At 74.3% G+C, this 21,220-nt stretch carries 18 protein-coding genes; 11 read left to right on the top strand and 7 right to left on the bottom strand.

Features of this window, described 5'->3' with window-relative positions:
- Positions 1-177 precede the first annotated feature (177 nt).
- Both lepB and ACGF07_RS23515 read right to left on the bottom strand, forming a co-directional pair.
- Positions 178-1,128 carry a signal peptidase I gene (gene lepB, locus ACGF07_RS23520; RefSeq protein ID WP_392901743.1) on the bottom strand — a complete coding sequence of 317 codons (951 nt, stop codon included), beginning with the start codon at positions 1,126-1,128 and terminating at the stop codon, positions 178-180.
- Positions 1,129-1,192: 64 nt separating this feature from the next.
- Positions 1,193-1,789 (bottom strand): helix-turn-helix transcriptional regulator, encoded by a 597-nt coding sequence (locus ACGF07_RS23515; protein WP_350741180.1) that lies wholly within the window; start codon positions 1,787-1,789, stop codon positions 1,193-1,195.
- Between the two features lie 240 nt (positions 1,790-2,029).
- Here ACGF07_RS23515 and ACGF07_RS23510 point away from each other — a divergent pair, with 240 nt between their 5' ends.
- Positions 2,030-3,403 carry an NAD(P)/FAD-dependent oxidoreductase gene (locus ACGF07_RS23510; protein WP_392901741.1) on the top strand — a complete coding sequence of 458 codons (1,374 nt, stop codon included), beginning with the start codon at positions 2,030-2,032 and terminating at the stop codon, positions 3,401-3,403.
- A gap of 137 nt (positions 3,404-3,540) precedes the next feature.
- On the opposite strand, the gene ACGF07_RS23505 is transcribed toward ACGF07_RS23510, so the two are convergent.
- Positions 3,541-4,461, bottom strand: coding sequence for a RimK family alpha-L-glutamate ligase (locus ACGF07_RS23505; RefSeq protein ID WP_392901740.1), 921 nt, complete (start codon positions 4,459-4,461; stop codon positions 3,541-3,543).
- A gap of 278 nt (positions 4,462-4,739) precedes the next feature.
- Here ACGF07_RS23505 and ACGF07_RS23500 point away from each other — a divergent pair, with 278 nt between their 5' ends.
- Together ACGF07_RS23500 and ACGF07_RS23495 are read left to right on the top strand one after the other, a co-directional pair.
- Positions 4,740-6,341 carry an ABC-F family ATP-binding cassette domain-containing protein gene (locus tag ACGF07_RS23500; protein ID WP_392901738.1) on the top strand — a complete coding sequence of 534 codons (1,602 nt, stop codon included), beginning with the start codon at positions 4,740-4,742 and terminating at the stop codon, positions 6,339-6,341.
- A 149-nt stretch (positions 6,342-6,490) separates the two neighbouring features.
- Positions 6,491-7,798 carry an aldehyde dehydrogenase family protein gene (locus ACGF07_RS23495; RefSeq protein ID WP_392901736.1) on the top strand — a complete coding sequence of 436 codons (1,308 nt, stop codon included), beginning with the start codon at positions 6,491-6,493 and terminating at the stop codon, positions 7,796-7,798.
- Positions 7,799-7,872: 74 nt separating this feature from the next.
- Here ACGF07_RS23495 and ACGF07_RS23490 read toward each other — a convergent pair whose 3' ends face one another.
- Entirely contained in the window at positions 7,873-8,379 is a 507-nt protein-coding gene (locus tag ACGF07_RS23490) for a DUF664 domain-containing protein (RefSeq protein ID WP_392901734.1), read from the bottom strand.
- 363 nt (positions 8,380-8,742) lie between these two features.
- Here ACGF07_RS23490 and ACGF07_RS23485 point away from each other — a divergent pair, with 363 nt between their 5' ends.
- A complete protein-coding gene (locus ACGF07_RS23485; RefSeq protein WP_392901732.1) occupies positions 8,743-9,519 on the top strand; it encodes a L,D-transpeptidase family protein in 777 nt (258 codons plus the stop codon).
- A gap of 172 nt (positions 9,520-9,691) precedes the next feature.
- Here the strand turns inward: ACGF07_RS23485 and ACGF07_RS23480 are convergent, their stop codons facing one another.
- A complete protein-coding gene (locus tag ACGF07_RS23480; RefSeq protein WP_392901730.1) occupies positions 9,692-11,359 on the bottom strand; it encodes an Imm49 family immunity protein in 1,668 nt (555 codons plus the stop codon).
- Positions 11,360-11,547: 188 nt separating this feature from the next.
- The gene (locus tag ACGF07_RS23475) at positions 11,548-11,946 is read right to left on the bottom strand and encodes a VOC family protein (protein ID WP_350742648.1); all 399 of its coding nucleotides are present in this window, start codon (positions 11,944-11,946) and stop codon (positions 11,548-11,550) included.
- A gap of 220 nt (positions 11,947-12,166) precedes the next feature.
- Here ACGF07_RS23475 and ACGF07_RS23470 point away from each other — a divergent pair, with 220 nt between their 5' ends.
- The 4 genes from ACGF07_RS23470 to ACGF07_RS23455 all read left to right on the top strand — a co-directional run bounded on the left by ACGF07_RS23470 (position 12,167) and on the right by ACGF07_RS23455 (position 15,636).
- The gene (locus tag ACGF07_RS23470; protein ID WP_392901728.1) at positions 12,167-12,622 is read left to right on the top strand and encodes an SRPBCC family protein; all 456 of its coding nucleotides are present in this window, start codon (positions 12,167-12,169) and stop codon (positions 12,620-12,622) included.
- 214 nt (positions 12,623-12,836) lie between these two features.
- On the top strand, positions 12,837-13,247 hold the full coding sequence (locus tag ACGF07_RS23465; RefSeq protein ID WP_392901726.1) for a hypothetical protein: 411 nt from the start codon (positions 12,837-12,839) through the stop codon (positions 13,245-13,247).
- A gap of 89 nt (positions 13,248-13,336) precedes the next feature.
- Positions 13,337-15,130, top strand: a complete 1,794-nt coding sequence (locus ACGF07_RS23460; protein ID WP_392901724.1) for an FAD-dependent oxidoreductase — start codon at positions 13,337-13,339, stop codon at positions 15,128-15,130.
- A gap of 377 nt (positions 15,131-15,507) precedes the next feature.
- The gene (locus tag ACGF07_RS23455) at positions 15,508-15,636 is read left to right on the top strand and encodes a hypothetical protein (protein WP_392901723.1); all 129 of its coding nucleotides are present in this window, start codon (positions 15,508-15,510) and stop codon (positions 15,634-15,636) included.
- A gap of 214 nt (positions 15,637-15,850) precedes the next feature.
- Here the strand turns inward: ACGF07_RS23455 and ACGF07_RS23450 are convergent, their stop codons facing one another.
- Positions 15,851-17,428, bottom strand: coding sequence for a CocE/NonD family hydrolase (locus ACGF07_RS23450; RefSeq protein WP_392901721.1), 1,578 nt, complete (start codon positions 17,426-17,428; stop codon positions 15,851-15,853).
- Positions 17,429-18,174: 746 nt separating this feature from the next.
- On the opposite strand from ACGF07_RS23450, the gene ACGF07_RS23445 reads away from it, so the two are divergent.
- From ACGF07_RS23445 to ACGF07_RS23435, 3 genes are all read left to right on the top strand, one after another.
- On the top strand, positions 18,175-18,936 hold the full coding sequence (locus tag ACGF07_RS23445) for an iron-containing redox enzyme family protein (protein WP_392901719.1): 762 nt from the start codon (positions 18,175-18,177) through the stop codon (positions 18,934-18,936).
- 17 nt (positions 18,937-18,953) lie between these two features.
- Positions 18,954-20,249, top strand: coding sequence for a pyridoxal phosphate-dependent aminotransferase (locus tag ACGF07_RS23440; RefSeq protein ID WP_392901717.1), 1,296 nt, complete (start codon positions 18,954-18,956; stop codon positions 20,247-20,249).
- A 238-nt stretch (positions 20,250-20,487) separates the two neighbouring features.
- A complete protein-coding gene (locus ACGF07_RS23435; RefSeq protein ID WP_392901801.1) occupies positions 20,488-21,183 on the top strand; it encodes a YitT family protein in 696 nt (231 codons plus the stop codon).
- The last annotated feature ends 37 nt before the right edge of the window (positions 21,184-21,220 follow it).

Raw genomic sequence — 21,220 nt, 5'->3', positions numbered from 1 at the left:
CGGCCCGCCCCGATGTGGTCCGATCCGCCGCGTACCGGGCGCGGCCCGTCGCGACCCGGGCCCGGACCTGCCGCTCACCTGCCGTCTACCGGGTGCGGCCGGTAGCGGCCCGTCGCCGGAACTCTACAGCCGCGTAGAGCACGGCGGGTGGAGTTCCGGCGAAGCCCGTACCCCGCCTCAACCCGTCCGGCGCGCGGCCCGGCGACGGCGCCACAGCGCGACCGGGACGACGCCGGCGAGCGCGAGCGCGGCCGGTGCCGGGGGTGCCTCCGCCGGAGCGCCCGCAGCCCCCGAGGGCACCTTGTCGAAGGTGTCCGGGACAGGCAGGGCGGACCAGTCGGAGATCGGCCACGCCACCACGAAGGCCCGGCCGACCACGTCGTCCACCGGGACGAAGCCGTCCCCGGTCAGGTTCTGGTGCGGCCGGGAGTCCCGTGAGTTGTTGCGGTGGTCGCCCATCACCCAGAGCTTGCCCTTGGGCACGGTGACGGTGCCGACCGGGTCGTTGTCGCAGGGCGTCGCGCCCGGGAACAGGTAGGGCTCGTCCAGTGCGGCGCCGTTCACCTTCACCGGGCTGCCCGCGTTGCACTCGACGGTGTCCCCGCCGACCGCGATGACCCGTTTGATCAGGTCCTTCTCGTCCGCCGAGGGCATCAGCCCGACGGTGCTCAGCACCTTCTGCACGGTGTCCGAGAACCCGCCGTCATGGGTCGGCGTGCCCTCCAGCCAGCCGCCCGGGTCGTGGAAGACCACCACCTCGCCGCGCTCCGGCTCGGCGCCGAACCACGGGGTGAGCTTGTCCACCAGCACCCGGTCGCCGACCTGGAGGGTGTTCTCCATCGAACCGGAGGGGATGGAGAAGGCCTGCACGAAGAAAGTCTTGATGCCGAGTGAGAGCAGCAGGGCGATCACCAGCAGGATCGGCAGCTCCTGCCAGAACGGACGCTTCTTCCGCGCGGGCTTCGCACCCGGCTCCGCCTCGTTCACGTCGGCCGCCCCGCCCGCCGTGTCCGCCTCGTGAGTCCCTGGAGCGCCGGCAGCCCCGGTCGGTCCGGCCGGTTCGCCCGGCTCCACCCGCTCCTTCGCCCCACCGCTGTCGTCGGACTCCGTGCTCTGCTGCACACTCATTCCTCGGCCCCTCCCGACGGCCTGGCGGGAGCCCGAAGTGGAAGCCCCCTGCCAGGGAACGAACCTACCGAACAGAGGTTCCCGGGCGCGCCCTGACGTGGATGCGCTCACCCTGGGGGCCGAACAGGCTGAGGAACTCCACCGGCTGCGAACCGGCGTTGCCGAAGGCGTGCGGGGTACGGGTGTCGAACTCGGCGGCCTCACCGGCCGTCAGCACCAGGTCGTGCGTGCCGAGTACCAGCCTCAGCTTCCCGGAGAGCACGTACAGCCACTCGTAGCCCTCGTGGACCTTCAGTTCCAACTCCGGGGCCGTGTTCCGGCCCGGCGGCATGATCTGCTTGAACGCGTGCAGTCCGCCGAGGTGGCGGGTGAGCGGGACGATGGTCTGGCCGTTCCTGGTGACCGGGCGCGGGTGGATCCGAGGGTCGCCGGTGGCCGGGGCGCCGACCAGTTCGTCCAGCGGCACCCGGTACTCCCGGGCCAGCGGCAGCAGCAGTTCCAGCGTCGGCTTGCGCTGCCCGGACTCCAGCCGGGACAGCGTGCTCAGCGAAATGCCGGTCGCGGCCGCCAGCTTGGCGAGCGTGGTGCCGCGCTCGCGGCGCAGGGCCCGCAGCCGGGGGCCCACCGTGGTCAGGACGTTCTCGAACTCTTCGTCGGCCATGGCTGCCATTCGCCAGGACGGCAAGGGCGTTTGTCAATCCGGCACACCGTGGATCCCTCCGCGCCCGCGCCCTCCCCCGAGGGGGGGCGGCACCGGGAGCCACGCAACGAGGCTTCCCCGACCATCCGTCAACAGGCCGGTGCGGTAAAGACGTTCAGTCGGCCGAAACGGTCACGGACCGCTTCCTGCGGCGCACGATCGGGCGCGGACACCCCGGCGACCACCACTACGCTACGTGCCATGACTTCTTCGGAGACGGCCCCCGGGCGGGGCACTGCGGTGGTGATCGGCGGCGGTCTGGCCGGGGTGGTGGCGGCCTGGGCGCTGCGGGATTGCGCCGAGCGGATCATCGTGGTGGAGCGGGACCGCTATCCGGAGGAGCCGACGTTCCGGGCCGGGGTGCCGCAGGGCCGCCACGCGCACCTGGTGCTGGAGGCCGGGCATCGGGCGATGGAGGAGCTGATGCCCGGGATCAAGCAGGAACTGCTGGCCGCGGGCGCGCACCGGGTCGCCGCGTCGGGCGATCTCAAGTGGCTCAGCTCGGCCGGGTGGATGGCCGACTACCCCGCCCGGCTGGCCTTCCTCTCCTGCACCCGACCGGTGCTGGACAAGGCGATCCTGGACCGGGCCCGCACCGAGCCCACGATCCGGTTCCTGGAGGGCACCGACGTCGTCGGGCTGCTGGGTTCGGCGCGGGCGGTGACCGGGGTCAGGATCCGCGAACGCGGCTCGGCGCCGTCCTCCGAACACAGCGCGGCGCCGTCCTCCGAGCGCGGCGAGGTCCGGGACGTTCCGGCCGAGTTGGTGGTCGACGCGTCCGGCCGTTCGACCTCCGTCCCGAAGTGGCTCGCCGAACTCGGGTGCCGGCCGGTGCCCGAGGAGCGGGTGGACGCCGGCGTCGCGTACTCCTCCCGGCTGTTCCACCGCCCGCCCGGCGCCGACCTCGGCTGCCAGGCCGTCTACCTGCAGACCAAGGCGCCGGACGAGCCCCGGATGGGCGTGCTGCTACCGGTCGAGGGCGACCGCTGGATCGTCAGCCTGGCGGGGATGCGCGGCGCCGAACCCGGGCCCGGCGAGGAGGGTTTCACCGAGCACCTGGGCCGACTGCGAGACCCGAGCCTGCGCGACGCGCTGCTGGGCGCCGAACCGGCGGGCGAGGTCCGCGGCTTCCTGCCCGGTCCGGGCGTGCGCCGGCACTACGAGCGCGGCGCCCCGGAGGGCCTGGTGGTCGTCGGCGACGCCGCGAGCACCTTCAACCCGGTGTACGGCCAGGGAGTGACGGTGTCGCTGTTCTGTGCCCAGGCGCTGCGCCGCACCGCGCTGCGGCACGGCGGCGTGGGGCACGCGACGGCCCGCGACGCCCGGCGGGAGATCGCGGCGGTGTCCAAGAACGCGTGGGTGATGTCCTGCGCCGAGGACGTCCGGTTCGCCGCCACCACCGGCGGGCCCTCCGGTGCGCTCGTCAAGCTCCAGCACCGCTTCCTGGACCGGGTGCTGGCCACGGCGACCCGCAACCCGGAGGTCACCGAGGCCTTCCACGAGGTGCTCTCCCTGGTGTCGCCGCCCTCCCTGCTCTTCCGGCCCTCGGTGCTGGCCTCGGTCCTGCGCGGCTGACGGCTGACGGCTGACGGCTGACGGCTGACGGCTGACGGCTGACGGCAGCGGAACCGGCGGCCGTGAACCGCCGGTTCCCGGCCGCCGGTTACCGGGCGTCGGGCATCAGGCTTCGGGGCGGACGGCTTCCGTCCCGCTCACCCCGCGAGGTGCGCGGCGACGTAAGGCAGCGCGATCTGCTCCAGGGCGTACGGCCCGAAGGCCGGGTGGACGTTGGCCTCGAACACCACCCCGCCGCTCTCCGCGGCGAGGTCGACGCCCGCCAGCTCCAGTCCGAGGGAGCCCGCCGCGCTGATCGCCAACTCGGCCAGGCCGTCCGGGAGTTCCGCGACGTTCAGCAGGGTCGAGACGGCTCCCCGGCACTCGTTGCAGGGCGCGTCCGGGTCCGCCTGGACGTGCTCGACCGCGCGGACCACCTCACCGCGCAGCACCACCACGCGGTACTGGTGGCGCCGGCCGTCCGGGAGGAAGTTGCCGGCGTCGCGGGCGATCAGCCAGTCCACCCCCGCCTCGGCGTAGCGGCGGGCGGCGGCCTCGAGTTGGCCCGGGGTGGTCACGTGGAAGACGTCCTCGCCGCCCATGCCGACGCAGGGCCGCGCCCAGACGTCACCGCCGAGCCGCTCGAAGGCCGCGGCAGCGGTCTCGGGGCTCGCCCCGGAGAGCACGGCACTGGGCATCTGCGCGACGCCGTCCCGGGCGAAGCGCGCGACGGTCAGGTCCTTCTCGGTGGCCGCCCGCCACGCCTCGGGGTCGGCCCCGAGGGAGCGGACGCCGAGCGCGCGCAGCCTCCGCTGGCAGTCGGCGAAGGCACGGCGGCGGTGGGGCGGAATCTCGTACACGACCACCGCCCCGGCGGTGACGCTCCGCCCGTCCGCCGTGAGCCGGACCCGTCCCTCGCCGTCGGCCTCGATCCGCCCGCTCCCGCCCGCCATGAAGTGCCGGGCGTCGAGGTGGACGGGCTCGCCGCCGGTCAGTGTCCGCACCGCGGCGGCTAGGACGTCCCGGCTGCCCTCGGTCGAGCTGTGATCGGTCAGGAGAACGAGGTCACGTCTGCTCATGCGGCCATCGAAGCGGCCCCGCGGACTCCCGGACAAGACGACCCCGCGCGCCACGCTGACCGAAACCGCACACCGGTCGCCGCGAACCCGCCCGGCGCGGGCGGCACCGCTCGCGCCACGTCCGGTGCGGAGGACCGAGCGCCGCCACCGGTAATTCGAGTGCGGTCGTTCCACCCGGTCGCTAGGGTGGCCCCCATGTCGACGCCCCGAATTTCCTAGCTGACGGACCCGCCTCCACGCCACCCGTGTGTCCATCAGCTGTTTCGGAGCGTTATCCCGTGATCACCACTCGTGGTGTCGACCTGCGCGTCGGCGCCCGCCTCCTGCTGTCCGACGTCACCCTGCACGTCGCCCCCGGCGACCGGATCGGCCTGGTCGGCCGCAACGGCGCCGGCAAGACCACCCTGCTCGCCACCCTCGCCGGCCACCTCCAGCCGGCCGCGGGCACGGTCACCCGCACCGGCCCGGTCGGCTACCTCCCGCAGGACTCCCGCGCCGCCGACCCGACGGTCACCGTCACCGACCGCATCCTGTCCGCCCGAGGCCTCGACACCGCCGTCCGCGCGCTGCGCGCCGCCGAGCAGGCGATGGCGCGGGCCGGCTCCCCGGCGGAGGAACGCCGGGCGATGGACGCCTACAGCCGGGCCGAGGCCCGGTTCCAGTCCAGGGGCGGCTACGCCGCCGAGGCCGAGGCCGCCCGGGTCGCCGCCGGGCTGGGACTACCCTCCGGCCTGATGGACTCCCCCGTCGGACCGCTCTCCGGCGGACAGCGTCGCCGGGTGGAACTGGCCCGCATCCTGTTCGGCGACCAGGGCACCCTGCTGCTCGACGAGCCCACCAACCACCTGGACGCCGACTCGGTCGCCTGGCTGCGCGGCTTCCTCGCCGCCCACCAGGGCGGGCTGGTACTGATCAGCCACGACCTGGAGCTGGTGGAGGAGACCGTCAACCGGGTGTTCCACCTGGACCCGGCCCGCGCCGCCCTCGACATCCACAACACCGGCTGGCGGTCCTACCTCGCCCAACGCGCGGCCGCCGAGCGCCGCCGCGCCCGGGAGCGGGCCAACGCCGAGCGCAAGGCCGCCGCCCTGCACGCCCAGGCCGACCGGATGCGAGCCAACGTGGCGACCGCGACCACCGCCCGCAGCATGGCCCGCCGCGCCGACCGGATGCTGGCCGGGCTGGAACCCGTCCGGCAGGCCGAGCGCACCGCCCGCGTCCGGCTCCCCGAGCCGGCGCCCTGCGGCCGGACGCCGCTCGGCGCGATCAGCCTGGCCAAGGCCTACGGCGGCCGGGCGGTGCTGGCCGGTGTGGACCTCGCCGTCGACCGCGGCAGCCGGCTCGTCGTCCTCGGCCCCAACGGCGCGGGCAAGACGACGCTGCTGCGGATGCTGGCCGGCCACGAGACCCCGGACGCCGGCCGCGTCGTCGCCGGTCCGGGTCTGCGGCTCGGCTACTTCGCCCAGGAGCACGACACCCTGGACCCGGCGCTGAGCGTGCTCGGCAACCTCGCCGCGGCCGCTCCCGACCTCACCGACGGCGAACTGCGCCACGTGCTCGGCGCGTTCCTCTTCCGCGGCGACGACGCCGGCAAACCGGCCGGCGTCCTCTCCGGCGGCGAGAAGACCCGCCTCGCCCTGGCCACCCTGGTGCACTCCGGCGCCAACGTGCTGCTCCTGGACGAGCCCACCAACAACCTCGACCCGGTCTCCCGCTCCGAGGTGCTGGCCGCGGTCGGCAGCTACCCGGGGGCGATCGTGATGGTCACCCACGACCCGGGCGCGATCGAGGCGCTGCGCCCGGACCGCGTCCTGCTGCTGCCGGAGGGCGACGAGGACCTCTGGCACGACACGTACCTGGACCTGGTCACGCGGGCCTGACACCGGAGGACCGTTCGTTCCGCGCCCGGCAGGAGCCGCCAGAAATGATTGACAAACTCAACCTTTCACCCCTAGAGTCGAAAATTGCTTCAGGTAGTGAAAGTTCCATGCGCCAAGCACCCCCACCCCCTCAAGACCGCGAGATCCTCATGCACGACAGCATCCCTTCTGTGGTCGCCCGACTGCGGGCCGAATTCAGCACCGGCCGGACCAGGCCGCTCGCCTGGCGCCTGGACAAGCTGGCCGCCCTGCGCACCCTGCTCACCGAACAGGCCGAGGTGTTCCAGCAGGCCCTGCACGCCGACCTCGGCAAGAGCGCCGCGGAGGTGCACCGCACCGAGACCGGGTTCACGATCAACGAACTCGACCACACGGTGGCGCACCTGGCGGACTGGCTGCAGCCCAGGGCCGCCGCGGTGCCGGAGGTCTTCCGCCCCGCCGAGGCCCGGGTCGTCCGCGACCCGCTGGGCGTGGTGCTGATCATCGCGCCCTGGAACTACCCGCTCCAGCTCGCCCTGGCCCCGGTGGTGGGCGCCCTGGCCGCCGGGAACACCGCCCTCGTCAAGCCCAGCGAGCTCGCCCCGGCGACCTCGGCGGCCATCGCCGAACTGCTGCCCCGCTACCTCGGCGAGGAGGCGGTCGCGGTCGTCGAAGGCGCCGTCCCGGAGACCACCGCCCTGCTCGAGCAGCACTTCGACCACATCTTCTACACCGGCAACGGCACGGTCGGGCGGATCGTGATGGCCGCCGCCGCGAAGCACCTGACGCCGGTCACCCTGGAGCTCGGCGGCAAGAGCCCCGTCGTGGTCGAACCCGGTGCCGACCTGGCCGTCACCGCCCGGCGGATCGCACGCGGCAAGTTCCTCAACGCCGGCCAGACCTGCGTCGCCCCCGACTACGTCCTCGCGATCGGCGACACCGCGGCCGGCCTGGAGAAGGAACTCGCCGACGCGGTGACCGAGTTGTTCGGTCAGAACCCGGCCGAGAGCGCCGAGTACGGACGGATCGTCAACGAGCGCCACTTCGACCGGCTCACCGCCCTGCTCGACGGCGGACGGACCGTCATCGGCGGCGACCACGACCGCACCGAGCGCTACCTCGCCCCGACCGTCCTCGCCGACGTCCCGGCCACCGCCCCGGTGATGCAGGCCGAGATCTTCGGCCCGATCCTGCCCGTCCTGGCCGTCCCGGACCTCGACGCGGCGATCGCGTTCATCAACGAGCGCGACAAGCCACTCGCCCTCTACGCCTTCACGGAGTCCGCCGACACCAAGCGGCGCCTGACCGAGGAGACCTCCTCCGGCGCCCTGACCTTCGGCTTCCCGGTCTCGCACCTGGCGATGCCCGAACTGCCCTTCGGCGGCGTCGGCGAGAGCGGCATGGGCCGCTACCACGGCGAGTACTCGATCGACACCTTCAGCCACACCAAGGCCGTCGTCGACAAGCCCCTCGCCTGACCCCCGTCCCCGAGGCGCCGGCCCTCGGCCCCCAGAGCCCGGGGCCGAGGGCCGCCGCCGGGGGCCGGGGGCCGTCAGCGGTGGGTCAGCAGGCCTCGTACGTAGGCCGCTTGGCCGACGTGCTGGAGGTCGTCGGCGATCACGCTGATCAGCCGCACCCCCAGGGTGACCGGGGGCTGCCACGACTCGTCGACGATCCTGGCGAGGGACCGGTTGTCGAGGCCGCGCACGTAGTCGACGGTCCGTGCGTGGACGGCCTCGTGGTAGCCCACGAGGAGGTCGGCGGTGGCGGTGACCTTGGCGACCTGTGCGGGCCGGTGCCCGTAACCGGTGGACGACGCGGCGAACGGCAGGGCGAACCGCCCCGCCCAGCCGTCGGCGGTCCACACCTGTTCCCGGTCGGCCGCGTCGGCGAGGTGGTCGTCCTGGATCCGGGTGAGGTGCCAGACCAGCCAGGCGATCGAGTTGGCCGAGTGCTGCACCCGGAACGACAGCTGCTCCGGGGTCAGGCCGTCGACCACGTCGGCGACGGTGTCCCGGATCCTGTCGAACGCGTCCACCAGAAGATCGGTACTGGTCACACCGGCCACAGTCGCCTCCCGGTCGAGTACCCCGCCCAGCCGGCGGCGCGGCGGATCACGCTCCGCCCCGACGATTGTGTCCCGCCCGCGGAGCCCCGGCCACCCGGGCCCGACGCGCCGTCGCCCGGGCAGCGCCTCCGGCGGCGGGCGGTGCCGTCCCCGTCCTCCACCGCGTCCGCAGCCCGGCGGTGTCGGTGCTGGCGCGGTCGCCCCGGCGACCCGATCATGGCCTGGCGTGGCCGGGACCGCCCCGGGCGGGCAAGGGCCGACCGGAGCACCACCCGGTGGCAGCGAGGAACCCCTCCCTCCCCGCACGTGCCGTTCCGCTCCGCCCCTGCCGACCCAGACCAGAAGGGCCCCTCCATGGCCGTCTCCCGGGCACCCCTCGCCGACCGCCCCGGCTCGGCGCTCCGCCGCGCGGGCGTGGCCCTCGCGCTCGGCGCCGCCGTCGCACTGACCGGCCCGGGCGTCGCCCCGCACGCCTGGGCCGACGAGAGCCCGTTCCCGGTGCCGGTGACCGTCGGCCGCGCCCACCAGGTGATCACGGTCGAGGCGGACGGCACCCGCGCCACCGTGACCCTGTGGGACCGCCGGGACGGCGTCTGGCGATCCCTCGGATCCACGGCCGACGCACGCATCGGCTCCGGCGGCCTGCACGACGGCCTCACCCGCGTCCAGGGGACGGGGACCACACCGACCGGTACCTACGGCATCACCCAGGCCTTCGGCCTCTCCCCGGACCCGGGCACGAGGATGCCGTACCACCACGTCACCGCGCACGACTGGTGGGTCCAGGACCCGTCCTCCGCCTACTACAACCGCATGCGCACCGACATCCAGGGCGGCTTCCACCTCACCGCGGACGGACCGCTCGGCAGCGAACACCTCGTCGACTACCCCGTCCAGTACGACGACGTGCTGGTCATCGACTTCAACACCTCCCCCGTGGTGAAGGGCCGGGGCGCGGGCATCTTCCTCCACGTCCTCGGCCCCCAGGCCGGCGCCACCGGCGGCTGCGTCGCCGTCCCCGCCGCCTTCATGGCCCGGACGATGCGGTGGATCGACCCCGCCGACCACCCCGTCATCGCGATCGACCGGAAGCTGCCGGGCCGCCAGGAGGTACGCACCCCCGGCGCGTGATGGTCCGTGCCGGCGGCGGCTTGGCCGCCTGGTGCCCCGGGGCGGCCGGCCGACTCGCACAGCCGGTCGCGGTCCGCGTCGACGCCGAAGCCCGGGACCGTCCGAGAACGGGCGGGGCCGCGGGCGGAGGGAGCGGCAGGGGCGCCCCCTCCCCGGGCTTCCCGGCGCCTCGTCAGGCCCGCCCGGCCGCTTCGAGCAGGCGCGCCGGGAGGTAGGGGGACCGGATGCGGACGGCCCAGCCGCGGCTGCGGCGGGCGTGGCAGGCGAGGGCGAGGATGCCGAGGTTGAGCGCGGCGGCCGGCTCGGCAGCGCGGTCGGCGACGGAGTGGTGGTCGCGGTGGGCTTCCAGGGCGTCCAGCAGAGCCAGGTTGAAGCTGGTCTCGTCGCCCCGGAGCAGCTGCGAGAAGAGCACGACCGGGGGCGGCGGGAAGCCCTTGTCCCTCGTGCGCTCCACCTGCTCCAGGGCCCGTTCGGTGGCCGGGAGCGGGTCGGCGCCGCGCAGGTGGTCGTGCAGCGCGGTGCGGTACGGGGCGAACGGTGACGGGTCCTCGGTGGCGATGGTGGGACCGGCCGCGACGAGCGGCTCGAGGTCTTCGGCACTGCCGGTGACCAGGGCGTAGGACAGGGCGGTCTCCCAGAGGGCCGGTCCGAAGGCCCTGTCCCGGCAGGCGGGGAGGCGGAGCGTCCGGCCGTCGACGGTCACCTCGGCCTCGGTGCCCGGCTCGGCGAGGGCGACCCGGAACGCGGCGGCGCCCAGCCGGGAGCCGAGCCGCAGGTTGCCGAGCAGGGCATCGGTGGCGTCGGCGGACGCCGAGGCGCGCGCCGCCAGCAGGTGGGTCTGGTAGCCCAGGGCGGCCGTGAGGTCCCACGCGTCCAGCGGCTCGCCCTCCTTCGGCGTGAGGACCTCCCGGGTGCGCCGCTCGAACCACGCCTCGTCGTCCGGGGCGGGCGAGCGCAGCGGGCCCGGCCGCTCGACGTCGACGGGCCCGGCGGCGAGCCGGGCCACGGCGTCGGGGCGCGGGTCGCGGCCCAGGGCGCGGACCCGCGGGCCGGGGGTCTCGAAGCCGGTGACCAGGGCGCGGGGCAGGTAGTCGGTGTCGACCGCCACGGTCCAGCCGTGGGTGCGGTACGCGAGGGCCGCGAGGGCGATCGGGACGAGCGGCAGGAGGCTGCGGGGACCGGTGCCGTGCGGGCCCTCCTGGAGAAGCGCGAGCAGAGCGGCGTCGAAGGCCTCGCGGTCCCCGACGGTGAGGGCGCGCAGCGCGCGCAGCCCGGGCTGCGGTTCGGCTCCGGCGTCGGCGCCCCGGAGCTCGGCCTCCCCGAAGAAGTGGGCCGCGAAGCCGTCGACGAGCTCGAGGGTGGGCGTGACCGGCTCGTCGGGCATCAACTGCCGGGCCCAGCAGAAGGCCTCGCCATGGGCGGACACCGTGTCGGCGACGATCGCCAGGCAGAAGGCGTCGAGCCATTCGCGGGCGGTGACCAGGTGGTGGGGATCGCGGTCCTGTCCGTCCTCGCGGGCGTAGCTCATCCCGAAGTTCGGGTAGTCGAGGAAGACGTGGAAGCCGTCGTGCGGGTAGTAGGCGGCGAAGGAGACGGCGCCGACGGCGGCCTCGGCGGCGTCCTTGAGGACGGCCCTGGCCTCGGCGCAGTCCAGGTCGGGCCGGGTGGTGGAGAGGGCTCCGAGGTAGTCGAGGAAGGAGTCGGCGATCAGCTGCCACTCGGTGGTGGTCATCAGGCCGGCGCGGGAGTAGGAGTGGACCTGCCTCCCGATCCGGTCCACGAAGTCCTCGCGGGCGCGTGCCACCCGCTCCTCGTCCACCTGGTGACGTTCGATCCGCACGGCCCCTGCCCCCTTGATCATCGGTGTCGGCCCAGCCTAGGCAGTGGGTCGGACATCGCGGTCGGCAGGGTCACGGCGCAGTGCCCCGGCTCGGAGGAACGGAGGCACGGAGGCGCAGAGGCACCGGCGCGGGTCGTCGTCTCCCCCGCGCGGTGTTCGTTCCGGTGGGCGCGGCGCCGTCGGCGGCCTCAGCGCGGCTCGTACGGGCTGCCGATCCGCAGCAGGTTGCCGCTGCGGTCGACCAGCGCGAACTCCCGCATCCGGTGGGCGGTGTCGACGGGCGGCGTCAGCCGGCTGCCGGTGGCCCGGTCGGTGGGCACGCCGAGACGCGCCCAGTCGCGGTGCAGCGCGTCCGCGTCCCGGACCCGCAGGTAGCAGCTGCCGGCCGTGGCCAGCGGGTCCACCCCGGGGTCGTGGCGGAAGTGCAGTTCGACCGTGCCCCGGACGACGATCAGGTAGCCGTCCGCACCCTCCCAGCGCCCGCGCGGCTCGAACCCCAGGCGGGAGTAGAACGCCGAGGTCTCGTCGAGGTCCCGGCTCGGCAGGATCGGTACCGCGTACTCGTCGCATTCGTCACCCTCGTCCATGGGCGCCACCGTAGGGCATCCCACTGACACGGCTCGTCGTCGTCCCGTGGTGCGTCATGCGTGGGCCGGGCCGGCCCGGCCGGGGGCCCGCCGGTTGCCGCGGTCCGGCGCACGGCCCAGATTGGCAGGGACAACGGCTGACAGCGGCTGCCCGGTCCCGCTCCCTCGCGGCGGGCGCTCCGCGGGTCGACCGGCAGGACGGCGCGGAAGAGGTGCGGAGATGAGCCGGGTGGAGGAGTCGATCGACGTGGACGCGCCCGTCCGCGTGGTCTACGACCAGTGGGCGACCTTCGAGGACTTCCCGAAGTTCATGGACGGCGTGGAGGAGGTCACGCAACTGGACGAGCGCCACGCCCACTGGCGCACCAGGATCGCCGGCCTCTCCCGGGAGTTCGAAACGGAGGTCGTCGACCGGGTCCCCGATGAGCGGGTCGCCTGGCGCACCACCGGCCGGAGCGTCAAGCACACCGGCACGGTCGAGTTCGAGCCGCTCGGCGCGACCCGGACCCGGGTGCGGATGGCCATGGACTTCCAGCCCACCGGCCTCGCCGAGAAGGCCGCCGACAGGCTGGGCGTCCTCGGCATCCAGGTTCGCGGCGACCTTCGCCGCTTCAAGCGGTTCATCGAGGCCCCCGCCACCGGGACCGGCCCCGGGTCGGGACCGGAGGCCGGCTGACGGCAGCGGGAGCGCGTAGCAGCGGGAGCCGGAGCGCACGGCAGTGACCTGCAAGCGGCTCGGACGCGCGCGGTGCGGCCGTCACGGCCGAGCAGACCCGGGCCGCCGAACTCCCGTACCCCCATACGGGTGAACGGTTCCGCGTCGAGGAGCCCCGGCGGCGGTGGAGTCCGTTGAGCAGCTGGACACATCACGCCCTCCAGGAAGGACTGCCATGCTCGGCCGTACTCGGCTCGCCGCCACCGTGGTCGCCGCCACCGCACTGATCGCCCCGCCGGCGCTCACCGACGCCCAGGCGGCGGTGCGGCGCGCCGTGGGCCTGGGCAACGGCGACGCCGGCAGGGCCGTCACCGTCAGGTCGGGCGACACGGTCCGGGTCAGCCTCAAGGCCGTACCGGGTGACGGGATGAACTGGGTGTGGGACGAACCCACGACCTCCGACGGCCAGGTGCTGTCACGGTCCTCGGTCCGCACCGTGGCCAACGGGGACGCCGAAGCCACCTTCCACGCCCAAGCCGCCGGGCGCGCCGCCGTCACCGCGCACCGCCGCTGCGTCGTCACTGCTCCTGGGCACGTCTGTCCCCGTGCCGTCGCCCTCTGGAACGTTACCCTCGACGTCCGTTGAGGGCCTGGCTCCCCGGTCGGCAGCCCGGGAGCCGCGGCCGGGAGCGGCCCCGACCGTGCCTCCCACCTGCGCGGGCTCGTTGACGGGGCATGCGAACGATCACGGCAGTCGAACACACCCGGCGCGCTCTGCTCACCACGGCGGCCGGGACGGCCACCGGTCTCGCGCTGGCGGCCACCGGGCCGGCGCGGGCGGCGCCGCCGTCCGACGGGCGGCCGGGGCGGCGGGTCGCCGTGCTCGGCGGCGGAGTCGCCGGTCTGAGCGCGGCACAGGAACTGGCCGAGCGCGGCTACCGGGTGACGGTGTACGAGCGCAACGACGTGCTGGGCGGCAAGGCGCGCAGCATGGACGTGCCCGGCACCGCCCGGGGCGGCCGGCGGCCGCTGCCCGGCGAACACGGCTTCCGCTTCTTCCCCGGGTTCTACCGCAACCTGCCCGACACCCTGCGCCGGATCCCCTCGTCCCCGGGGGACGCCGGCCGCACCGTCCACGACAACCTGGTGGACGCCACCGAGGAACTGTTCCCCCGCGCCGCAGGGCGCCCGGCGCTGCGGCTGCCGTTCCGTACCGTGACCACGCCGCCGCTGCTCGGCGAGCTGCTGCCCGACGCGCTGCTCCAGACGCTGACGGGTCTGCTGGACACCGCGCTGCACCTGCCGGCCACCGAGGTCGCGTACTTCGCCAACCGGATGCTGGTCCACTTCACCAGCTGCGAGCTGCGCCGCTACGAGCAGTGGGAGCGCGTCCCGTGGTGGCGGTTCATCCGGGCCGGCGAGATGTCCTACGACTACCAGCGGCTGCTGGGCGTCGGCATCACCCGCAACGTCGTCGCGACCAGGGCGGAGGAGGCCAGCACCCGCACCGTCGCCCGGGTCCTCCAGGCGTTCGTCTACAACGTCCTGGGCCGGGGCGCCGACGGCGAGCCGGACCGCGTCCTCAACGCCCCGACCAGCGAGGCCTGGATCGGCCCCTGGGAGGCCCATCTGCGCTCCCTCGGCGTCCGGTTCGAACTCGGCGCCGAAGTGGAGGAGTTGCTGTACCAGGGCGGTCGGATCTCCGGCGTGCGGCTGCGGAACGCGGACACCCCCGTCCTCGCCGACCACTATCTCAGCGCCCTGCCGGTCGAACACGCCCGTGCCACCTGGGGCCCCGCGCTGCGCGCCGCCGACCCGCAGCTCGCGCGCTGCGACCGGCTCCGGACCGACTGGATGGTCGGCGTGCAGTTCTACCTGCGCCGCCGCACCCCGATCGTGCACGGCCACGTCGACCTGGTCGACTCCCCCTGGGCCGTCACCTGCATCGGCCAGGCCCAGTTCTGGCCCGGCCGGGACTTCCGGCGGGACTACGGCGACGGGCAGGTCGCCGACTGCCTCTCGGCGATCGTCTCGCAGTGGGACACCCCGGGCATCGTCTACGGCAAGCCCGCGCTCAAGTGCTCCCGCGAGGAGGTGGTGCGCGAGACCTGGGCCCAGCTCAAGGACTCCCTCAACAGCGGCGGCCGGCGCGTCCTGGACGACGCGGACCTGGTGACCTGGTTCGTCGACCCGGCCGTCACCGGCCTCGGCGGCCCGGAACCGGCCAACCGCGAACAGTTGCTCGTCCACCCGTCGGGCACGCTGTACAACCGCCCGTCCGCCGCGACCGCCGTGCCCAACCTCTTCCTGGCCGGCGACTACGTCGCCACCGACATCGACCTGGCCACCATGGAGGGCGCCAACGAATCCGCCCGCCGGGCGGTCAACGCCCTGCTCGACGCCGACGGTTCACCGGCCCCGCGCTGCACGGTGTGGCCGCTCTACCAGCCGCCCGAGCTGGCCGCCCTCCAACAGCAGGACGAGGCCCGCTACCGCCGGGGCCTGCCGAACGCGTTCGACGCGGGCTGACGGGCGCGGCGACCGGAGGGCCGCCGTCGACCCGATCGGTCGACCACCTCCCCTCCCGCGGCGCCCGCGCGCCGGTTCCGGCCGCGCGTCGGGCGCAGGCGGGCTGAAATGCCCTCGCCCCTGGGCTCAGGTGCGCCACGGCGACCCGCGCCGGACGTCGTCCCGCACGTCGCCGGGGTCCTTTCCCGGTCGTGGGTGCGGGATTGCCCTTCGCGAGGACGGGGGAACCCGTACGGAGGGAGGGCGAGATGGCGGTGTACAGCTGGGGAAGGACCGCGTGCGAGCAGTGCGGGCATTCCCGCCAGGGGCACGAGTCCTACCGGGGGCGCTGCGCCGTCGGGTGTCCGTGCGAGGGGTTCCGGCCGGAGGAGCAGTCGGTGGAGCGGGGGCCGGAGCCGTGCCTGTGGTGCAAGCACGCGAGGCACCTCCACCTGGACCGGGCGTGCGAGGAGTGCGGCTGCGGGGAGCCGGACGAGCCTCCTGTCTGGGAGCGCACCTACTACTGACGGCTGAGCCACGGCCGCAGCCGCTGCCGGTGACGCCGGCAGGCGCGCACGTCGGGCGGGCGACGGTTGTCGACGGGCGGCTCCGGTCCTGGTGCTGCGGCGCACTCGGGAGGGTACGCGGTGCTCGCGCGGGAATCTGACTGCTGGTCGGAAGCGCTCAGGGGCCGGGGCGGCCGACCGCGGGGGCCGGCCGCCCGGAGCGCGCCCGGGGAGCCTAGCGGACGGGCAGGGAGACGTCCGCCGGGCCGAAGGTCACGGTGCTGCCCGGGGGCGTCTCGGCGCCGTACAGGTCGTCCCGCGTGCCGAGCACGAGCGCGAGGCGGTGGCCGGCCGGGAGGTCGTACGCGGTCGGGAAGAGGGTGACGTCGAGCGGGAAGGGCTGCCCGGCGGGGCGTCCGGTCCAGCTCTGCGGGGCGTGCGTGACCAGGCGGCCGACGCCGAGCGCGTCCACGTCGTAGAGGTAGGCGATGGCCGTACCCTGCGGCGCGGAGCTGGTGACGGTGGTGTGCACCCGGGCCGCGCCGCGTACCCGCAGTCCCTGCCCGTACGGCTCCGACTGGCGGACGGCGGCTGCCGAGCGGTCGATGAGCGGCACGGCGACGGTCGGCGGCTGGTGCAACCACTGGTCGACCATGCCGGAGAGCAGGACGGTGCCGCCGCTCGCACCGGAGGTCTCGCCGCCGCGCACGGTGGCGGTGCCGCCGAACGCCGGGTGCTCGGTGCGGGAGCTGACGGAGCGCCAGTCCGGGTACGCCTCGTGGGCGCCGGTCGGGCGGACCTCCAGGTCGACGCCCGGGGGCAGGCCCGCGCCCGCCGTGCCCATCAGGTGCTGGTCGAGCCAGCCGCGGGCGTTGTCCCAGGTGGCGTCGGAGAAGCCGAGCAGGCCGGTGAACTCCTGGCTCGCGTGGTCGCCCGGGCGCAGTTCGAGGCGCTTGGGGACGGTCAGCCGCTGGTAGAAGTCGGTCATCTGGCCGGGGTTGAAGAAGCTGTCGCTCCAGCCGTTGGCGAGGTAGATCGCGGCGCCGTTGGCGTTGATCCGGTCCAGGTAGCTGGCCGGGGAGCGGACGTCCGCCCACGTGATGACATCGGGCAGGTCGCGGTCGGCGAACAGGTCGTCCAGGACTTCCGCGAACTCCGGGCTCTTGCGGCCGGTCAGGCGCTCGATGTCGGCCAGCCTGGTGGCGGCGGCGGTGTGCCGGGTCCGGCCGCTGTACAGCGCGTCCGCCAGGTCGGCCCAGCCGCTCAGCGAGGCGACGGCCTTGATCCGCGGGTCGAACGCGGCGCCGAGGAGGGTGAGCCCGCCGCCGAGTGACAGCCCGATCATGCCGACCCGGTCGGGGTCGGCGGCGGTGTGGGCGAGCGCCCAGTCGATCACCGTCGAGATGTCGGCGACGTCCTTGGGCCCGGCGACGTCCACCTGCCCGCCCGACCCCCAGAACCCGCGCACCGTGTACGTCACGACGACGTACCCGGCCGCGGCGAACCTGTGCCCCTGGGCGACGTACTCCAGGTCGTTCTGCCCCCAGCTCGCCGGCTGCACCACGACCGGGTACCGGCCCCGGGCGTCCGCCCCCGGCGTCCCGGCGGGCGGGGTGAACACGTCGGCCTTCAGCACCACCCCGTCCGAGGCGGTGATGCTCGCCAGCCGGAACCCGCCGAACGCCGACGCCGCGGTCGACACCGCGGGAGCCGCAACGGCAGGCCGGGCGGCGGCGCCTACGCCGAGGGCCAGTGCCGCGGCCAGCGCGACGCTCACCGCCCGCTGTCCACCGCTGCGGCGGGGTCGTGCCATCACACTGCTCTCCCTACTGCTCATACGATCCGATCGCAGGGAGCCTAGCGATCTGACGCTGCATCAGAGGAGCCGATGATCAGCCAAACTACTGGCTGGTAACCTACCGCTTCGGGAACGACCTCGGCAGGCGGCCCACCTCGTCGACCCGACGGCCGCAGGACCCGACCCCCGGCGGCGGCGGTCGAACGGCGACCGAACGACAGCCGGAATCGGCCGCCCGCCCGGCGGTGACGGGCGGGACCAGGGGGCCGCGCCGCGCCCCGGCTGTTCACGAGCGGCTCAGCGACACCACGAGGCCGGCCCGGTCCGGGCGGCTCGGCGACGGTCCGGCGGCGACCCGCCCGGGTCGCCGCCGAGCTGGGACTCTCCGCTCCGAAGGGCGGGCCTGACCGGGAACGAGCCCGGGCGGGCCACCGCCCCGCAGACGGCCCCGATGGACCGGCCAAAAATGACCTGCCCCCGTCAAGGGCTCCCGGGCACCATGGTCGTGAGCGAACCGCCGTGCCTCAGGGCTCCGCCGCACCAGCGCGCGGGGCCGCTCCCGGTCGCCCCGCCGACGGGGCCGGGGGGCACGGCGGACGCCACGTCAGCGTGCGCGGACGAGCGACGACTCCCAGGGGGACGGACCGGTCCGGCGGCGGTCGACCGACCACGCCACGGCCGTCCGCTCCGGCACGCCCGGCCGCGCTCCGGCACTCCCATCCGTCGTGCACCGCCTGCCCAGAAAGGGAGCAAGCAGCGCTATGACCGCCACCACCGACAGCGGAATGCGGGACCGGGTCGCCGCACTGATGAACGGTTTGGGCGACCATCCGGTCTACGGCAACGAGTACTTCCGGATCCTGCGCGACGACCCGTGGACCGGGCCGGTCTACGACTTCCACCGTGCCAACTTCTTCCACCGGACGGAGGGCACCGTCAAGGGCATCGCCTACGTCTGCGCCCAGGCGGCCGCCCACGACGACCGCGACACGCTCGTGCTGTTCTCGCACATCCTCAACGAGGAGACCGGCGACGGCCGGGCCGAGCACTGCCACGAGGTGCTCATGGAACAGGCCCACAACCACTACGGCGAGGTCGAGTTCGGCCTGCCGGCGCTGACCGTGCGGGAGTCACGCGACAGCGAGCTGCTGATCCCGGAGACGGTCGAGTACCGCGACCGCACCCTGGAGCTGCTGACCGCCAACTACCACCGCATGCTGGGCGTCGCGATGGCCCTGCAGTCGCACGCCGACCCGATGCTGAGGACCTGCCGCACGGCCTTCCGCAACGCCCGGAAGAACCTGCCCGAGAAGGCGTTCGTGGACACCGTCGAGGTCTACTTCAACGTCCACGTCGGGGACGAGGGCGTCGAGGAGCGCCACGCGGCGGACGCGCGGCAGTGCGTGCTGAACAACTGCCGCACCGACGCCGACCTCGCCGAGGTCGCGCTCGGCGCCGAGCGGACCCTGGACGTCCAGCTGGCCATGTGGAGCGCGATGGCCAAGGCCGTGGGGGCACGGTGACGGCCGGAGCCGGAGAGGTGGACCCGGTCATCGTGCAGAAGAACCGCGGCATCGCGGACGCCGTCCTGAACCTGCCGGACTCCGTCACCCACGGGACGGCGGCGCGGCTCGCCGAGCTCAACCGCCACCGGCCCGCCGGGCAGCAGGTCATCGACCTCAGCATCGGGGCGCTGGACACCCCGGCCGACACCCGGATCGACGACGGACTGGTGAGGTTCGTCCGGGACAGCCCGGACCTGGCCCACTCCTTCGCGCCGGTCCGCGGGTTCTCCTTCCTCCGGGAGTCCATCGTCGCGCGGGCGCGGAGGCTGTACGGCGTCGACTACGACCCGGAGTCCGAGATCCTGGTCACCCCCGGCGGCGTCAAGGGGGCCATCTCGGTGGTCTTCCACGCCCTGCTGAACCCCGGCGACGAGGTCGTCATCCCGGTGCCGAACTGGCCGCACTACGCCGACATGGTGCGCCTGCACGGGGCCGTTCCACGCACCGTGCCGGCCGACGCGGCCAGCGGGCTGACCGCGTCGGCCCTGACGGGGGCGCTCGGCCCGGACACCAAGATCGTCATCCTGGGCGACTGCATCAACCCCACCGGCAAGGTCTACTCCACCGCGGAACTGACCGCGTTGGCCGAGGTCCTGGCCAGGCACAACACCCGGCGGGAGGCGGAGGGCCGGAGCCCCGTGCACGTCCTCTTCGACACCCCGTACGAGGCCCACGTCCTCGGCCCCCGCGCGGCGACCTTCGCCGCGATCGAGCCCCGACTGCCCGACGGCACGCCCGTACCGGTGCGGCCGTGGACCCTGCACGTCACCGGGCCGGGCAAGACCTACGGCATGCACGGCGACCGCATCGGCTACCTCCACGGCCCGCCGGACCTGGTCGACGCCGCCGCCCGCGCCCAGGTCAACCTCACCTCCTTCGCCTCCACCTACGGCCAGTTCGCCACCCACGTCGCCCTGAGCCCGGACCTGGACGACGTGCCGGTCGCCCGGGCGCGCGAGGCCCGCGCCAACCTGGAGTCCGTGCTGGCGGAGCTCCGGACCGTCCCGTCCCTGCACATCGACCTCCCCCAGGGCGGCTACTTCCTGTTCGCCGACTTCTCGGCGCACGCGGAGGCGTACCGGAAACAGGGTCACGCCACCGCCGAGCAGTTCCTGCTGGCCGAGGCCGGGGTCGCGACCCTCAGCGGCACCCACTTCACGGACGGGCACCCGCTCGACCACCACGTGCGGATCAACTGCGGCCGCTCGGGCCCCGTCCTGAGCGAGGCCGCCCGGCGGATCCGCGCCGCCGTGGGGCGGCTGAGCCCCTGATCCGGGGGTAGGACCGTCCCGACCTGCGCGCACCACCCGCTTGACGCACCACCTGCTCTACGCACCACCTGATCCATGCACGACCCGATCCACGTACGACCCGACGAGCGCCGGGAGGCGACCCACCGTGGACACCAGCGGCCACCACGTCCCGCGCCTCCAGCGCCGTCGGCCGGTACGCGACCCACAGCACGATCCGGAGCACGCCGCCGGCCCCCGGCCGCCCGCGCTCGGCTACCTGCCGCTGGCCGAGCGGCCGTTCCTCCGCCTCACCCAACTCGTCGTCGGCCTCGCCCTGTTCGGGTTCAGCCTGGCCCTGATGGTGCGCACCTCCCTGGGCGTCAACCCGTGGAGCGTGCTGTACGAAGGGCTGCACTACCACACGCCGTTGAGCTTCGGCATGATCAGCGCGGTGCTCGGCGTCCTGGTCCTGCTGCTGTGGATCCCGCTGCGGCAGAAGCCCGCCCTCGGCACCGTCGCGAACATCGCCGTGGTCGGCGCCTCCTCCGACCTCGGCCTCGCGCTCGTCCCCGAGCACCTCGGCCTGCCGGTCCGGATCGCCCTGGTCGCCGTCTGCATCGTGCTCAACGGCCTGTCCATCGCGGTCTACGTCGGCGCCCGTCTCGGCCCCGGTCCCCGGGACGGCCTGATGACCGGACTGGCGGACGTGACGGGTCGGTCGATCCGCCTGGTCCGCACCCTGCTCGAGCTCACCGTGCTCGGCATCGGCTGGCTCCTCGACGGCAGCGTCGGCATCGGCACCGTCCTGTACGCCCTCCTGGTCGGCCCGGTCACCCAGTACTTCCTGCCCCGGTTCAGCTACCGCCCGGACACCGCCGCGCCGGCCCGGCCACGGGCCTCGGCCGCGACCGGTACGGAGCGCCACCCCCGGCGACTGCGGCTGCGGCCCTCTCCGCCGGACTCGGGCTGCTGAGGGGGCCTCGCCGCAAGGGCGTCGACCGCCGCCCGCC

Origin of the sequence: Kitasatospora sp. NPDC048194 (genome assembly GCF_043202455.1) — a bacterium.
Taxonomy (GTDB): domain Bacteria; phylum Actinomycetota; class Actinomycetes; order Streptomycetales; family Streptomycetaceae; genus Kitasatospora.
This window is presented reverse-complemented; position numbering and strand designations above follow the sequence as displayed.

Coding starts and splice junctions, on each gene's coding strand:
- ACGF07_RS23485 (WP_392901732.1), top strand. CDS start 8,743: ATGGCCGTCTCCCGGGCACCCCTCGCCGACCGCCCCGGCTCGGCGCTC.
- ACGF07_RS23515 (WP_350741180.1), bottom strand. CDS start 1,789: ATGGCCGACGAAGAGTTCGAGAACGTCCTGACCACGGTGGGCCCCCGG.
- ACGF07_RS23475 (WP_350742648.1), bottom strand. CDS start 11,946: ATGGACGAGGGTGACGAATGCGACGAGTACGCGGTACCGATCCTGCCG.
- ACGF07_RS23450 (WP_392901721.1), bottom strand. CDS start 17,428: ATGGCACGACCCCGCCGCAGCGGTGGACAGCGGGCGGTGAGCGTCGCG.
- ACGF07_RS23470 (WP_392901728.1), top strand. CDS start 12,167: ATGAGCCGGGTGGAGGAGTCGATCGACGTGGACGCGCCCGTCCGCGTG.
- ACGF07_RS23505 (WP_392901740.1), bottom strand. CDS start 4,461: ATGAGCAGACGTGACCTCGTTCTCCTGACCGATCACAGCTCGACCGAG.
- ACGF07_RS23495 (WP_392901736.1), top strand. CDS start 6,491: ATGCACGACAGCATCCCTTCTGTGGTCGCCCGACTGCGGGCCGAATTC.
- ACGF07_RS23460 (WP_392901724.1), top strand. CDS start 13,337: ATGCGAACGATCACGGCAGTCGAACACACCCGGCGCGCTCTGCTCACC.
- lepB (WP_392901743.1), bottom strand. CDS start 1,128: ATGAGTGTGCAGCAGAGCACGGAGTCCGACGACAGCGGTGGGGCGAAG.
- ACGF07_RS23465 (WP_392901726.1), top strand. CDS start 12,837: ATGCTCGGCCGTACTCGGCTCGCCGCCACCGTGGTCGCCGCCACCGCA.
- ACGF07_RS23445 (WP_392901719.1), top strand. CDS start 18,175: ATGACCGCCACCACCGACAGCGGAATGCGGGACCGGGTCGCCGCACTG.
- ACGF07_RS23510 (WP_392901741.1), top strand. CDS start 2,030: ATGACTTCTTCGGAGACGGCCCCCGGGCGGGGCACTGCGGTGGTGATC.